Genomic DNA, 14939 nt, shown 5'->3' with positions numbered 1-14939 from the left:
TTGCATGCGATTGCACAAGTGTGCCCGAGATACCGGCCCGCCGTTACCGCGATCCTGCAAGACCTTTGCACGATCCTCCAAATCTGCGTAAGATCAAGCCCTGCCCCTCCTCGCCTGATGCCTACTCGCCCCATGTCCACACAGATCCCCCGCAAGATGAAATCGCCGCCCTGATCAGCCGCCACGCGCCGCGCAACGGCGACTACGCCACGGCCATCGGCAACCTGACGTTTCACCGCCAGTCGTCCGTCACCGAGTCGCTGTTCCATGCGGCGCGCCCCAGCGTGGCCATCATCGCGCAGGGGGCAAAGGATGTCACATTAGGAAGCGAAACCTTCCACTACAGCCGCATGCAGTATCTGCTGACCTCCGTCGACCTGCCGGTGCAGGTGCGCGTGGCGCAAGCGAGCGAAGAACAGCCGCATTTATGCGTGGTGCTGGGCATCGACATCGCCGATGTGGCGGCGCTGCTCGACAGTGAAAGCACCAGCGGCGCAGCTGGCAGCGCGCAGCAGAAAATCCTGCCCGCCACGCGCGGCATATCCGTCAGCGACGTCTCGCCCGAGCTGCTCGACGCCATGCTGCGCCTCGTGCGCCTGCTCGACAAACCGGGGGAAATCGCCGCGCTGGCGCCCTTGATCCGCCGCGAGCTGACCTACCGCCTGCTTAACGGCCCCGTCGGCGCGCGCCTGCGCCACATGGCGCTGGCCAGCAGCCAGTCGCACCAGGTGGGGCAAGCCATCGACTGGATCAAGCACAATTATTGTGAGCCGCTGCGCATCGAGCACCTGGCCGGCATGGCAAACATGAGCATGTCGTCGCTGCACCACCACTTCAAGGCGATTACGGCCATGACGCCGATGCAGTACCAGAAGCTGCTGCGCCTGCAGGAAGCGCGGCGCTTGATGCTGGTCGAGCAAATCGACGCGGGCACGGCCGGCTACCGCGTCGGCTACGCCAGCGAATCGCAGTTCAGCCGCGAATACAGCCGCCAGTTTGGCCGCGCGCCCATGCGCGACGTGGGCCAGGTGCGCGCGCAGCTCAGCGGTGCCAGTGCCAATGCTGACAGGGCCTATTCCACCTTGCCGTAACCGCCGCCGCCCGGCGTCTCGATGACGAACACGTCGCCCGCCAGCATGCCGGTCTTGCCGATGTGCGCCAGGTGCTCCACCGTGCCGTCGGCTCGCTCCACATAGTTGCGTCCCAGCGCGCCCGGCGCACCGCCATCCATGCCGAACGGCGGAACAATGCGGTTGTTCGATAAAATCGCCGCCGTCATCGGCTCGAGAAAGCGCACCCGGCGCACGCCACCATTGCCGCCGCGCCAGCGCCCCACGCCACCCGAGCCGGCGCGGATGCTGTAGCTGTCCAGCCGCACGGGGAAGCGCCACTCCAGAATTTCCGGGTCCGTCAGGCGCGAATTGGTCATGTTCGTCTGCACCACGTCGGTGCCGTCGAAGCCGGGACCGGCGCCCGAGCCGCCCGATATCGTCTCGTAATACTGGTACTTTTCGCTGCCGAACGTGAAATTGTTCATCGTCCCCTGCGACGCGGCCATCGCCCCCAGCGCGCCATACAGGGCGTTCGTGATGCAGGTCGAGGTTTCCACGTTGCCCGAGACGACGGAGGCCGGATACTGCGGATTGAGCATGGAGCCGGGCGGGATGATCACGGTCAACGGCTTCAGGCAGCCCGCGTTCAGGGGAATATCGTCGTCGACCAGGGTGCGGAACACGTACAGCACGGCCGCCATGCAGACGGCGGACGGCGCGTTGAAATTGTTCGGCAGCTGGCTTGAGGTCCCCGTAAAGTCGATGACGGCACTGCGCTGCGCCACGTCAACCCGGATCGCCACCTGGATGCGCGCGCCGTTGTCGAGATCCAGCGCATAGCTGCCATCCTTCAGGGTCGTGATGACCCTGCGCACGGCTTCCTCGGCATTGTCCTGCACGTGGCCCATGTAGGCTTGCACGACCGGCAAACCGAAATGCGCGACCATCTTGTGCAGTTCTTCGGCCCCCTTCTGATTGGCCGCCACCTGGGCGCGCAGGTCGGCCAAATTCTGCTGCGGCTTACGCGCCGGCCAGCTGGCGCCCGCCAGCAGGGCCAGGGTGGCGTCTTCGCGCATCACGCCCGTGGCGCCGTCGACCAGCTTGAAATTGTCGATCAACACGCCCTCTTCCTCGATGCGCATGGAGTCGGGCGGCATGGAACCGGGCGTGGTGCCGCCAATGTCCGCATGGTGGCCGCGCGAACCGACATAGAACAGGATGGCGTCGCCCGCTTCGTCAAACACAGGCGAGATCACTGTCACATCGGGCAAGTGCGTGCCGCCGTGGTACGGGTCGTTCAGCATGAAGACGTCGCCGGGCCGCATGGCGCCCGCATTGCGCGTCATGACGGTGCGGATGCTCTCGCCCATGGAACCCAGGTGCACGGGCATGTGCGGCGCATTCGCGATCAACTGGCCTTGCGCATCGAAGATGGCGCAGCTGAAATCGAGCCGCTCCTTGATGTTGACGGAATGGGCCGTATTCTGCAGGCGAAGTCCCATCTGCTCGGCGATCGACATGAACAGATTATTGAAAATTTCCAGCATCACGGGGTCTGCATCCGTCCCGATGGCGCGCCGCTCGGGCAAGGCGGCGATCCTGCGCAAGATCAAATGGCCGTGCGCCGTCACTTCCGCGCGCCAGCCAGGTTCGATGACGGTGGTGGCGTTGGCGTCGCTGACGATGGCCGGGCCATCGATGGCATCGCCGGGACGCAGGCTATCCGCCCCATACAGGCCGCTGTCGCGCCACGCGCCGGCGCAGTACATGCCCACCGTCTGCAGGGGCGCCATCGTGCCCGCGCGCACCGCATGGGCCGGCGTGGCCACTGACGGCGCATCGGACGCGCCGATGGCTTCCACGGAAATGGCTTCGACGATCAAGGCGCGCGCCGGCATCAAAAAGGAAAAGCGTTTTTTATACGCCGCTTCAAACTGCGCCTGCATGCCAGCCACCGTATCGAACAGCACGACGAGGGCCGTATCCGTACCTTCGTAGCGCAGGTGCACGCGCGACACCAGCGCGATGCGGTCAATCTCCACGCCCTGGCGCAGCAAGTCGCCGCGCGCCAGCTCGCCCAGCGCCGCGAGATCGCTTGCCAGGTCCACGCCCAATGCCGCTTCGATGGCCTGTTCGCGCATGGCGCTCTGGTCGGCCAGTCCCATGCCGTAGGCCGACATCACGCCCGCCAGGCTGTGGATGAACACGGTGCGCATGCCCAGCGCATCGGCCACCAGGCAAGCGTGCTGGCCGCCCGCGCCGCCAAAGCTGGTAAGCGTATATTCGGTGACATCATGACCGCGCTGCACGGAGATCTGCTTGATGGCGTTGGCCATGTTCCCCACGGCGATGGCGACATAGCCTTCGGCCACCTGTTCCGGCGTCGAGTTCACCGTGCGGGCCAGCGCTTCGAACTGGGCGCGCACGGTGGCCGCATCCAGCGCTTCGTCGGCGTCGGGGCCGAAGACGCGGGGAAAGAAGGCCGGCTGCAGCTTGCCCAGCATGACGTTGCAGTCGGTGACGGCCAGCGGGCCGCCACGCCGGTAGCTGGCGGGGCCGGGATTGGCGCCCGCGCTGTCCGGCCCCACCTTGTAGCGGGCGCTGTCGAAATGCAGGATGGAGCCGCCGCCTGCCGCCACCGTGTGGATGCTCATCATGGGTGCACGCATGCGCACGCCGGCGATCTGCGTCTCGAACACGCGTTCGAATTCGCCCGCGTAATGCGACACGTCGGTGGACGTGCCGCCCATGTCGAAGCCGATGACTTTATCGAAGCCGGCCAGCGCGCTGGCGCGCACCATGCCGACGATGCCGCCCGCGGGGCCGGACAAAATGCTGTCCTTGCCCTGGAAGGCGCGCGCATCCGTCAAGCCGCCGTTCGACTGCATGAATTGCAGGTGCACGCCGGGCAGCTCCATCGCCAGCTGGTCAACATAGCGGCGCAGAATCGGTGACAGATAGGCGTCGACCACCGTCGTGTCGCCGCGCGCCACCAGCTTCATCATGGGGCTGACCTCGTGCGACACGGACACCTGCGTAAAACCGGCCTGGCGCGCCAGCTGCGCCACCCGCGCCTCGTGCGCGTGGTAGCGGTAGCCGTGCATCAGCACGACGGCGATGGCGCGCACGCCGCGCGCATAAGCCTGTTCCAGCGCGGCGCATGCGGCTACTTCATCGAGCGGCGTGACCACCTCGCCGTGGGCACCCATCCTTTCATCGATTTCAATCACGTCGCCATACAGCAGTTCCGGCAAGACGATCTGGCGCGCAAACAGCTGCGGGCGGTTCTGGTAGGCGATGCGCAAGGCGTCGCGAAAACCGCGCGTGATGGCCAGCACGGTGGGCTCGCCCTTGCGTTCGAGCAGCGCATTGGTCGCCACCGTCGTGCCCATCTTGATGGCACCTATCTGTTCCACGGGCAGGGGCGCATCGGAGGCAAGGCCCATCAACCGGCGCATGCCGGCCAGCGCCGCGTCGCGGTACTGGCCCGGGTTCTCCGACAGCAGCTTGTGCGTGGCCAGGCTGCCGTCAGGACGGCGCGCCACGATGTCCGTAAAGGTGCCGCCCCGGTCGATCCAGAATTGCCAGTCCATCGTCTTGCCCCCAGCCTTAAGTGAGATGGCTATTGTAGCGGCCAAACAGGCGCGCGTTTCAGGCGTGCGCGCCTTGCCTTCCGCGTGGATCGGCCGTATGTTGATGGCATACCAATAAATGGAACGCCCCATGACACCGACCGACTTTGCCAGCACCGCCCTTCCCCTGTATTCCATCGCCGAACTGCGCGCCATCGAACAAGCCGCCATGCGCGACCTGCCGCAAGGGCTGCTGATGCAGCGCGCGGGCCAGGCCGCCGCCAGCGCCGCCCTGAAGCTGCTGCACGCCACGCAAGACGGCGACGCGGGCCACCGGCGCGTACTGGTGCTGGCCGGCCCCGGCGACAACGGCGGCGATGCGCTGGAAGCGGCCGCCCACCTGGCCAGCAGCGGCCTCGAAGTGCTCGTCTGGCTGGCGCCCGAGGCACAAGCCACGTCGCCCGAGCGCGAACAGGCGCTGAGCCGCGCGCGCAACAGCGCCGCGCGCCTGATGGAAGCGGCAACGTCCACGGCGTCGGCTGCGGTGGGCACCGCGCCCTGGCACCTGGTCATTGACGGCCTGTTCGGCATCGGCGCGTCGCGCCCCCTGGACGGCGAATGCCGCGACATGGCGCAGCTGGTCAACAATTTCGATTGCCCCGTGCTGGCGCTCGACGTGCCCAGCGGCCTGCACGCGGACACGGGCGCCATCGACGGCGTGGCCATCCGCGCCACGCATACGCTCACCTTCATCGGCGACAAGCCTGGCCTGCACACGGCAAACGGCCGTGACTATGCGGGTGAGGTGGAGGTGGCCAGCCTGGCCATCGACCCTGCCCTGCTGCCGCCCGCCAAAGCCCAGCTGGGCGGCTTGCACCTGTTCGCCCGCCAGCTGCAGCCGCGCCAGCAAAACACGCACAAGGGCAGCTACGGCAGCGTGGCCATCATCGGCGGCGCGCACGGCATGGCCGGTGCGCCCATCCTGGCGGCGCGCACGGCCCTGCATGCGGGCGCGGGACGAGTGTATGTCGCCTTTCCCGACACGCCGCCCGCGTTTGACAGCGGCCAGCCGGAGCTGATGTGCCGCCGCGCCCAGGACGTGGATTTCTCGGGCCTGCACTTTGCCGCCCTGGTGGCGGGACCGGGCCTGGGCGACGACGCCGATACGGTGGAGCTGCTGCAGCGCACGTTCGAGAGCGACAGCCCGCTGCTGCTGGACGCCGATGCGCTGAATCTGATGGCGGCCGAACCGGAACTGCAATCGGCGCTGGCCGTGCGCACGGGCGCGGGCGCGACGATATTGACGCCGCATCCGCTGGAAGCGGCACGCCTGCTCGACCTGACGGTGGCAGAGGTGCAAGCCGACCGCCTGGGCGCGGCGCGCCAGCTGGCGGCGCAGCTGGGCGTCATCGTCGTATTGAAAGGGTCGGGCACGGTGATCGCCGCGCAGGATGGCAGCGTGGTGGTCAACAACACGGGCGGCCCCGCGCTGGCGACGGCCGGCACGGGCGACGTGTTGTCCGGCCTGTGCGGCAGCCTGCTGGCGCAGGGCTGGCCCGAATGGGAAGCGGCGCTCGGCGCCGTCTGGCTGCATGGGGCAGCCGCCGATGCGCTGGTGGCGGCAGGCAGCGGCCCCATCGGCCTGACGGCGGGGGAATTGATCCCGGCGATACGCAAGCTGATCAATGCATTGTCGGCATAGTTAAAACGCTAGACCAAGCGGCCTGCTGAGATCGTGATGGTCCGCCCGCAGCGGGCCGCGATCGAACTGTCGTGCGTGACGAGCACCAGGGTCGAGCCCCGTTCGCGGTTCAGCTCGAACATCAGCTGGATCACGGCTTCGCCCGTGGCGGCGTCCAGGCTGCCCGTCGGCTCGTCGGCGAACAGCAGCGGCGGCTGCGTCACAAAGGCGCGCGCCAGGGCTACGCGCTGCTGCTCGCCGCCGGACAGGTATTTGGGATAGTGCTTCAAACGGCTGCCCAGGTTGACTCTGCCCAGCATGGCTTGCGCCTTCTCTTTCGCATCGGGGTCGCCGCGCAATTCCAACGGCAGCATGACGTTTTCCAGCGCCGTCAGGTGCGCCAGCAACTGGAAGGACTGGAACACGAAACCCAGCTTTTCCTTGCGGAAACCGGCGCGGCCATCTTCGTCGAGGGCGAAGATATCCGTGCCATCGAGGATGACCTTGCCCTCGCTGGGCGTGTCCAGGCCGGCCAGCAGGCCTAACAAAGTCGACTTGCCGGAACCGGAGGCGCCGACGATGGCCAGCGTCTCCGCCGTTTGCACGGTAAAATCGACTTGATGCAGGATGGTCAGCTCACCATCGGCATCGGGTACGCGCTTGGCCAGCTGGACCACTTCGATGGCCGGCCGGGCATTTTGGCTGTTGGGTGCGGCGGGCCGCTGGACCGCTGCTTCTGACGGGAGAAAACTGGTGGAAGTCGCTTTAGGGAATTCGGGCATGCTGATCTATCTTAAAAAAATTCGTGAACAAATGGGTGTCAAGGCCAGCAGCCGCATGCGGCGGCGCACGCTGTCCCTGCTTCCTGCGGCAGCCCTGCTGCTGGTGTCAGGCATGACGAACGCCTATTCTGCACCAAAAACGCTGCTGGTGCTCGGCGATAGTCTCTCGGCCGAATATGGCCTGGCGCGGGGCACGGGCTGGGTGGCGCTGCTGGAACAGCGTCTGGCCGCGCAAAAGAACGACACGCGCATCGTCAACGCCAGCATCAGCGGCGAGACCACCAGCGGCGGCCGCGCGCGCCTGCCCGCGCTGCTGGCCAAACACCAGCCCGACATCGTGCTGATCGAGCTGGGCGCCAACGACGGCTTGCGCGGCTTGCCCGTGGCGGCCGCCGAAGCGAATCTGCGCGCCATGGGTGAAGCGGCCAAAAAATCGGGCGCGCAGGTGGTACTGGTGGGCATGCGCATGCCACCGAACTATGGCCGCGCGTATGGCGAGCAGTTTTATGGCGTGTATGGCAAGCTGGCCAAGGAATGGAAGGCGCCGCTGGTGCCCTTCATGTTCGAAGGCATCGCTGACCAGCCGCAGCTGTTCCAGGCCGACCGCATGCACCCGAATGCCCAGGCGCATCCGACGATTTTGAAAAATATCTGGCCGCAACTGGCGCCGTTGTTGAAAGCCAAGTAAGTTAGCCAATTTAGCAGACAAAAAAATAGCCGCTCGAGAGCGGCTATTTTTATGCGTGGAAACTAAATCTTACGGTGCTGGCGCTGCGGCGGCTGGCGCGGTGACCGGCTTGACGATCTTCACCTTGGCCTTGGCTTTCAGGTATTCGACATAGTCGTACATTTCCTGTTGCGCCAGGATGCCGCTGATCTGGTCTTTCTCTTGCTGGCGGCGCGCTGCATCCACTTGCGCCGGCTGCTGCACCTTGGCGATGCGGTAGATGCCGTAGCCCAGGGCTGGCAGGTCCACGCCCACATAGGCTGGCAGCTTGCTCGTGTCGGCTTTCATGACTTGCGCGATGGCGGCGCGGTTGATGCCGTCGAGCTTGCTGCGCGACACCCATTGTGCGGCGCCAAAACCGGTCGCATCGCCGGAAGCTTTCAAGGCGGCCAGCTTGGCTTCGCCGGCTTTCTTCGCCAGCTTTTCCGCTTCTTCCATCGTCACGCGCTGACGGATCATCGCTTCGACTTCGGCCAGTGGACGCTTGCTTGCTGGCTTGAATTCCACCACGCGGCCAGCGATCAGCACGTTCGGTGCAACGGTAACGGCTTCCGTGTTGCGCTTGTCTTTCAGCGAGTCGTTCGAGAAGATGGCGGTCAGGAACTTGGCGTTGTTGAACGGTGCCTTGCCCAGTGCTGGCGACGGCGTGCGCGACAGGTTGGCGACACTTTCCACTTTCAGTTTCAGCTTGTCGGCCACCGGTTTCAGGCTGTCCGATTGCTCGTAGACCGTGTTGGTGAACGTTTCTGCCATTTCCGAGTATTTCTTGGCAGCAAACTGCTTGCGCAGGTCAGCCGTGATTTCGCCGCGTACTTCATCGAGTGCCTTGACGTGCTGTGGCTTGAGCGAGGTGACGGTCAGGATGTGGTAGCCGAAATCGGAAGCGACGACATCGCTGATTTCGCCTTGCTTGAGCTTGCTTACCGCGCTCAGCAGTGGTGCTGGCAAGCCATCCTTGCCAATCACGCCCAGGTCGCCGCCTTGTTCCGCGGAGGCCGGGTCTTCCGACTTGGCTTTCGCTACAGCGGCAAAGCTGGCAGGCGTTTTGCGCACGTCAGCCAGGATGGCTTCAGCCTTGGCCTTGGCGGCTGCCTTGTCGGCGGCCGAGGCGTCTTTCTTGACGGCTACGAGGATGTGGCTGGCCTGGCGCGCTTCTGGCGTCGTGTAGGCTTTCTGGTTCTTCGCGTAGTAGCCGGTGACGTCGGCCTCGGTGACGTCGACTTGCTCGCCGGCAGCGCTGTCGTCCAGCACGACGTATTCGATCTTCGCTTGTTCCGGGATTTCGAAGAACTTGCTGTTCTTGTCATAGAAAGCCTTGATCATGGCGTCCGTCACTTTGACTTCCGACACGTACTGGGCGATCGGCAACAGCAGTTCCTGCACTTCACGCTCTTCCGAGGTGATATCGGACAGGCGCTTGGAGACGGTGCTCGGCGCGAAGGCGGTGCCTTGCACGGCGCCGGCCAGTTGCTGCAGGGCCATATCGCTGCGGCGGCGCGCATCGTATTGCTGTGGGGACATGCCTTGCGCGGCCAGCATGGCCTTGTAGCGTTCCAGGTCGAATTTACCGTCCGGCAAGGTCAGGCCTGGGATTTCCAGCACTTCCTTTTGCAGTACGGCATCGCTGATGACCAGGTGGCTGCGGCCCACTTCGGCAGCCACGGCGCGCTCGGCGATCAAGTTGTCGAGGATGCTCTGGCGCGCTTCCGGCGTGTCGAACATTTTCTGGTCGAACTGCTCGCCCATCATCTGGCGGTAGCGGTCGATCTGCTGGCGTTGCGCTTCTTCATATTGCTGCTGCGTAACGACCTGGTCGCCGACCTTGGCGATGGTGTTCGCTTCATCGCCGAAGCTTTGGTAGCCGCTGATACCGACCAGTGCAAAAGACGGGACGATGACCAGCATCAAGAGAAACTGCATCAAGCGTCGATGGGTACGAATAAATTCAAACATGGTCAGCCAATTCGGGATGAGTGGATCACTATAAAAAAAGGCGAACATGCGTTCGCCTTGATTTCTTCGGCGGAATGGACGGGACAGATGTCCACTTCCCCTTTAGATTCAACAACTTGGCGCTGGAACTAAAGCAGGATTCTGACGCCCAAGCCATTATCTCCTGATTCTACAATGCCCATAGCGCTATAGCAAGAGTAAATCAGGGCGCGCGCCCTGCCCCGGCGCCGCCTGGCGGGCAAGGTGCCAGCCAGGGCATAGCCTGGCCATTAAGCACGACAAAGCTTAAAGCGGATTTAAATACCCGCGTCGGCCATTTAAAAATGGCAGACGGAGAATTGAAAATGCAGGAGCGTCAAGATAATCGGGCGCATAAAAGAAAAACCCGCGCTACTTATTCAGCAGCGCGGGTTTCTATATTCTGGCGGAGCGGACGGGACTCGAACCCGCGACCCCCGACGTGACAGGCCGGTATTCTAACCAACTGAACTACCACTCCTTAAGAGCGTATTTTTTTGGCGGAGCGGACGGGACTCGAACCCGCGACCTCCGACGTGACAGGCCGGCATTCTAACCAACTGAACTACCACTCCGAAAAATACACAGTACTGCTGGCATTTGTATCCAGGGTTGCGATTCGTAGAACTTCAACCCTGAAATCGCAGCACCCGAGGGCGCCGCCAAATGTTTCCGGTGATTGTCACCTCACCGAAGTCCGTTAGTTTACAGCATCCTTCAAAGCTTTACCAGCTTTAAATTTTGGAACTTTTGCTGCTTCGATCGTGATCGCTTCTTTCGTACGCGGATTGCGGCCGGTACGCTCAGCGCGTTCGCTGACCGAGAAAGTGCCAAAACCAACCAGCGTCACGCTGTCGTTGTTTTTCAAAGTTTCCGTCACGCCGCCGATAACAGCGTCGAGTGCGCGCGCAGCGGCGGCTTTGGAAATGTCAGCTTTTTCAGCAATGTGGTCGATCAATTCAGTCTTGTTCACTAGCATCCCCAATTACAAAGGTATAAAACGATTACCGTATCGTTGCGGCACTTTTGGCACCACAGCTGTCCGGCGAAAAAAATGTGCAGGCGTATTAAACAAGCCACACTGTATATGTGTCAAGCGCTTTGGGGGCGCAATTCACGTTTCAATATAAAACAAGCGCTCTAAAAGCGCTTGTTTGGGAAAAACAGGGGTAAAACGTTAGTGTTTTACCACCTCGCCAGCCGCGTCAGGCTTGGCTGCGGCAGCCGCAACGGCCTCCACTGCAGCGACTTCCACCAAGGGTTCCGGCATGCGTTCGAGGGCGATTTCCAGCACTTTATCGATCCAGCGCACGGGCACGATCTCCAGCTTGTTCTTGACGTTGTCCGGAATTTCGGCAAGGTCTTTCACATTCTGCTCTGGAATCAGGACCGTCTTGATGCCGCCGCGATGGGCCGCCAGCAGCTTTTCTTTCAGGCCGCCGATCGGCAACACTTCGCCGCGCAAGGTGATCTCGCCCGTCATCGCCACGTCGGCGCGCACGGGGATGCCCGTGTAGACCGACACCATCGCCACCGTCATGGCCGCGCCAGCCGAAGGACCGTCCTTCGGTGTCGCGCCTTCCGGCACGTGGATGTGGATGTCGCTCTTCTCGAACACGTCCGCCTTGATGCCCAGGCGCTGCGCCCGGCTGCGCACCACCGTGCGGGCTGCCTCGATCGACTCTTTCATGACGTCGCCCAGGGTACCCGTGCGGATGATGCCACCCTTGCCCGGCATCGACACGGCTTCGATGGTCAGCAGATCGCCGCCCACTTCCGTCCATGCCAGACCGACCACCTGGCCCACCTGGTTTTCTTTCTCTGCGACGCCGAAATCATAGCGGCGCACACCGAGGAATTTATCCAGGTTCTTCGAGTTGACGATGACTTTCTTGTCGGATTTCTTCAGCAGCAGCATCTTCACCACCTTGCGGCAGATCTTCGACACTTCACGCTCGAGCGAACGCACACCGGCTTCCCGCGTGTAGTAGCGGATGATGTCGCGCAGGGCCGACTCGGCCACCGAGATTTCCTCTTCCTTCAAGCCATTGTTCTTGATCTGCTTCGGCAGCAGATAACGCTGCGCGATGCTGGTCTTTTCATCTTCCGTGTAACCGGACAGACGGATCACTTCCATGCGGTCAAGCAAGGCTGGCGGAATATTGTACGAGTTCGACGTGGCCACGAACATCACGTCCGACAAGTCGAAATCGACTTCGATGTAATGGTCTGAGAACGTGTGGTTCTGTTCCGGATCGAGCACTTCCAGCAGGGCCGACGAAGGATCGCCACGGAAATCGGCGCCCATCTTGTCGACTTCATCGAGCAGGAACAGAGGATTGCGCACGCCGACTTTCGACAGCGATTGCAAGATCTTGCCCGGCATCGAGCCGATGTAGGTGCGGCGGTGGCCGCGGATCTCGGCTTCGTCGCGCACGCCGCCCAGGGCCATGCGCACGAACTTGCGGTTCGTGGCGCGGGCGATGGACTGGCCCAGCGAGGTTTTGCCGACGCCCGGAGGACCGACGAAGCACAGGATAGGCGCTTTCAGCTTGTCGACGCGCTGTTGCACCGCGAGGTATTCCAGGATGCGTTCCTTGACCTTGTCGAGGCCGTAGTGGTCGCCTTCGAGCACTTTTTCCGCATTCGCCAGGTCGTTATTGACCTTGGATTTCTTTTTCCAAGGCAAGTTGACCAGGGTGTCGATGTAGTTGCGCACGACGGTGGCTTCGGCCGACATCGGCGACATCAGCTTGAGCTTTTTCAACTCGTTGGTAGCCTTGTCGAGCGCTTCCTTCGGCATTTTGGCCGAAGCGACTTTTTTCTCCAGCTCGTCGAGGTCGGCACCATCTTCGCCCTCGCCCAGCTCTTTCTGAATCGCCTTGACTTGCTCGTTCAGGTAGTACTCACGCTGCGATTTTTCCATCTGGCGCTTGACGCGGCCACGGATGCGTTTTTCCACTTGCAGGATGTCGAGCTCGCCTTCGAGCTGACCCAGCAGGTGTTCGAGGCGCTTGGCCACGCTGAAAATTTCCAGGATGACTTGTTTTTGCTCCAGCTTCAGGGGCAGATGCGCGGCCACCGTGTCGGCCAAGCGGCCGGCGTCGTCGATGCCCGACAGGGACGCGAGGATTTCCGGTGGGATCTTTTTGTTCAGTTTGACGTACTGGTCGAACTGCTGCACGATCGCGCGGCGCATGGCTTCGACTTCCGACTCGTCGCCCGGCTCGGACTCGAGCGGCGTCAGGTCGGCGATGAAGTGCGTCGGTGCATCGCTGATGTGGTTGATACGGGCACGCTGCGCGCCTTCGACCAGCACCTTGACGGTGCCATCGGGCAGCTTCAGCATTTGCAGAATATTGGCGACACAGCCAATTTCATAGATATCCGAAGGGGACGGCTCGTCCTTCGCGGCTGCTTTTTGAGCGGCAAGCATGATGCTCTTGCCGTTCTCCATCGCAGCTTCCAGCGCCTTGATCGACTTTGGACGGCCAACGAACAGCGGTATCACCATATGCGGGAAAACGACGACATCCCGCAGCGGCAATAACGGCAGTTGAGTTTGCTCAGTTAATTTGGAAGTTGTCATGGCGTACCTTATAGAAAGCGTGTTTACGATGTTGGCGCTCGCTGCCAAAACACAAGACCGGCGAGAATAAATAATTCTGTGAAACAAACATAGAGTCTATTTCGCAAAACACACCCGCATGACTGTAACAAATGCAGTTTTCACAGTAAAAAAGCCACACGCAGCTAAGCGCCGCGAGTGGCTTTACGATTGAAGCCTGCACTCATTGATTTAAATTGTACTGCCATGCATTAAGGAATCAAAACCCTTTTTACGCATTTGTCTCGGCAGTAATCAATTTTCTCCGGAGGCCTTGGCAGTCTCTTGATAAATCAACAAAGGTTTGGCGCCACTGGTGATGGTATTCTCGTCGATGACGACCTTCACCACATTTTGTTCGCTCGGCAGTTCGTACATGACGTCCAGCAAAGCATGTTCCAGGATGGAACGCAGGCCACGGGCACCGGTCTTGCGCGCCAGCGCCTTCTTGGCGATCGCATGCAGGGCGGCCGGACGAATCTCCAGTTCCGCGCCTTCCATCTCGAGCAGTTTCGAATACTGCTTGATCAGCGCATTCTTCGGCTCGACCAGGATCTGGATCAGCGCCTCTTCCGTCAATTCCGCCAGGGTGGCGATAACGGGCAGACGGCCGACCAGTTCCGGGATCAGGCCGAACTTGACCAGATCTTCCGGTTCCGCTTGCAGCATCAGTTCGCTGGCCGAGCTTTGCGACTTGCTGCGCACCGTGGCCGAGAAGCCGATGCCGCTCTTTTCGGAACGGTTGGCGATCACTTTCGACAGGCCGTCAAAGGCACCACCGCAGATGAACATGATGTTGGTCGTGTCGATCTGCACGAAATCCTGGTTCGGATGCTTGCGGCCGCCTTGTGGCGGCACGGAAGCCATCGTGCCTTCGATGAGTTTCAACAAGGCTTGCTGCACGCCCTCGCCCGACACGTCGCGCGTGATGGACGGATTGTCGGACTTGCGCGAAATCTTGTCGATTTCATCGATGTAGACGATGCCGCGCTGGGCTTTCTCGACGTCATAGTTGCAGCTTTGCAGCAGCTTCTGGATGATGTTTTCCACGTCTTCACCCACGTAACCGGCTTCGGTCAGGGTGGTGGCATCGGCGATCACGAACGGCACGTTGAGCATGCGCGCCAGGGTCTGTGCCAGCAGGGTCTTGCCCGAGCCGGTAGGACCGACCAGCAAGATGTTGCTCTTGGCCAGTTCGATGTCGTCTTTCTTGCCCAGGTGCTTGAGGCGCTTGTAATGGTTGTACACCGCCACCGACAAGATGCGCTTGGCAGTCTGCTGGCCGATCACGTACTGATCGAGCAAGGCGGCAATTTCTTGCGGCGTCGGCAGGTCGGATTTGGTACCGGTCACCGTCTCGATGCTCGACGTTTCATCACGGATGATGTCGTTGCACAGGTCGATGCACTCGTCGCAAATGAACACGGACGGGCCGGCGATGAGTTTCTTCACCTCGTGCTGGCTTTTGCCGCAGAACGAGCAATACAGTAATTTTTCGCCGCTAGAGGATTTTTTGTCTGACATAAGGCATTTTGGTTGGAACTGCA

At 62.0% G+C, this 14939-nt stretch carries 9 protein-coding genes and 2 tRNA genes; 3 read left to right on the top strand and 8 right to left on the bottom strand.

What is annotated here, in order from left to right:
* Positions 1-65 precede the first annotated feature (65 nt).
* Positions 66-1091, top strand: coding sequence for an AraC family transcriptional regulator (locus CNX70_RS14850; RefSeq protein WP_244198799.1), 1026 nt, complete (start codon positions 66-68; stop codon positions 1089-1091).
* Here the strand turns inward: CNX70_RS14850 and CNX70_RS14845 are convergent.
* Positions 1073-4645 carry a hydantoinase B/oxoprolinase family protein gene (locus CNX70_RS14845; RefSeq protein ID WP_096238474.1) on the bottom strand — a complete coding sequence of 1191 codons (3573 nt, stop codon included), beginning with the start codon at positions 4643-4645 and terminating at the stop codon, positions 1073-1075. The genes CNX70_RS14850 and CNX70_RS14845 overlap by 19 nt on opposite strands.
* A gap of 130 nt (positions 4646-4775) precedes the next feature.
* On the opposite strand from CNX70_RS14845, the gene CNX70_RS14840 reads away from it, so the two are divergent.
* The gene (locus CNX70_RS14840) at positions 4776-6326 is read left to right on the top strand and encodes an NAD(P)H-hydrate dehydratase (RefSeq protein WP_096235307.1); all 1551 of its coding nucleotides are present in this window, start codon (positions 4776-4778) and stop codon (positions 6324-6326) included.
* An 8-nt stretch (positions 6327-6334) separates the two neighbouring features.
* Here the strand turns inward: CNX70_RS14840 and CNX70_RS14835 are convergent, their stop codons facing one another.
* Entirely contained in the window at positions 6335-7087 is a 753-nt protein-coding gene (locus CNX70_RS14835; protein WP_425269187.1) for an ABC transporter ATP-binding protein, read from the bottom strand.
* Here CNX70_RS14835 and CNX70_RS14830 point away from each other — a divergent pair.
* Positions 7086-7775, top strand: a complete 690-nt coding sequence (locus tag CNX70_RS14830; RefSeq protein WP_096235306.1) for an arylesterase — start codon at positions 7086-7088, stop codon at positions 7773-7775. The two genes, CNX70_RS14835 and CNX70_RS14830, sit on opposite strands and share 2 nt — an antisense overlap.
* A 69-nt stretch (positions 7776-7844) precedes the next feature.
* Here the strand turns inward: CNX70_RS14830 and CNX70_RS14825 are convergent, their stop codons facing one another.
* The 6 genes from CNX70_RS14825 to clpX form a co-directional block, all read right to left on the bottom strand.
* Entirely contained in the window at positions 7845-9767 is a 1923-nt protein-coding gene (locus CNX70_RS14825; RefSeq protein WP_167389667.1) for a SurA N-terminal domain-containing protein, read from the bottom strand.
* A gap of 422 nt (positions 9768-10189) precedes the next feature.
* Positions 10190-10266 (bottom strand) — tRNA-Asp (locus CNX70_RS14820).
* Positions 10267-10283: 17 nt separating this feature from the next.
* Positions 10284-10360 (bottom strand) — tRNA-Asp (locus CNX70_RS14815).
* Between the two features lie 125 nt (positions 10361-10485).
* Positions 10486-10758: a non-specific DNA-binding protein Hbs gene (locus CNX70_RS14810; protein ID WP_010398442.1), complete on the bottom strand. Its 273-nt coding sequence runs from the start codon at positions 10756-10758 to the stop codon at positions 10486-10488.
* A 204-nt stretch (positions 10759-10962) separates the two neighbouring features.
* Positions 10963-13374 carry an endopeptidase La gene (gene lon, locus CNX70_RS14805; protein ID WP_096235304.1) on the bottom strand — a complete coding sequence of 804 codons (2412 nt, stop codon included), beginning with the start codon at positions 13372-13374 and terminating at the stop codon, positions 10963-10965.
* 273 nt (positions 13375-13647) lie between these two features.
* Positions 13648-14916: an ATP-dependent Clp protease ATP-binding subunit ClpX gene (gene clpX, locus CNX70_RS14800; protein WP_010398446.1), complete on the bottom strand. Its 1269-nt coding sequence runs from the start codon at positions 14914-14916 to the stop codon at positions 13648-13650.
* Positions 14917-14939: the final 23 nt, after the last annotated feature.

The organism is Janthinobacterium svalbardense, assembly GCF_002327145.1.
Taxonomy (GTDB): domain Bacteria; phylum Pseudomonadota; class Gammaproteobacteria; order Burkholderiales; family Burkholderiaceae_D; genus Janthinobacterium; species Janthinobacterium tructae.
This window is presented reverse-complemented; position numbering and strand designations above follow the sequence as displayed.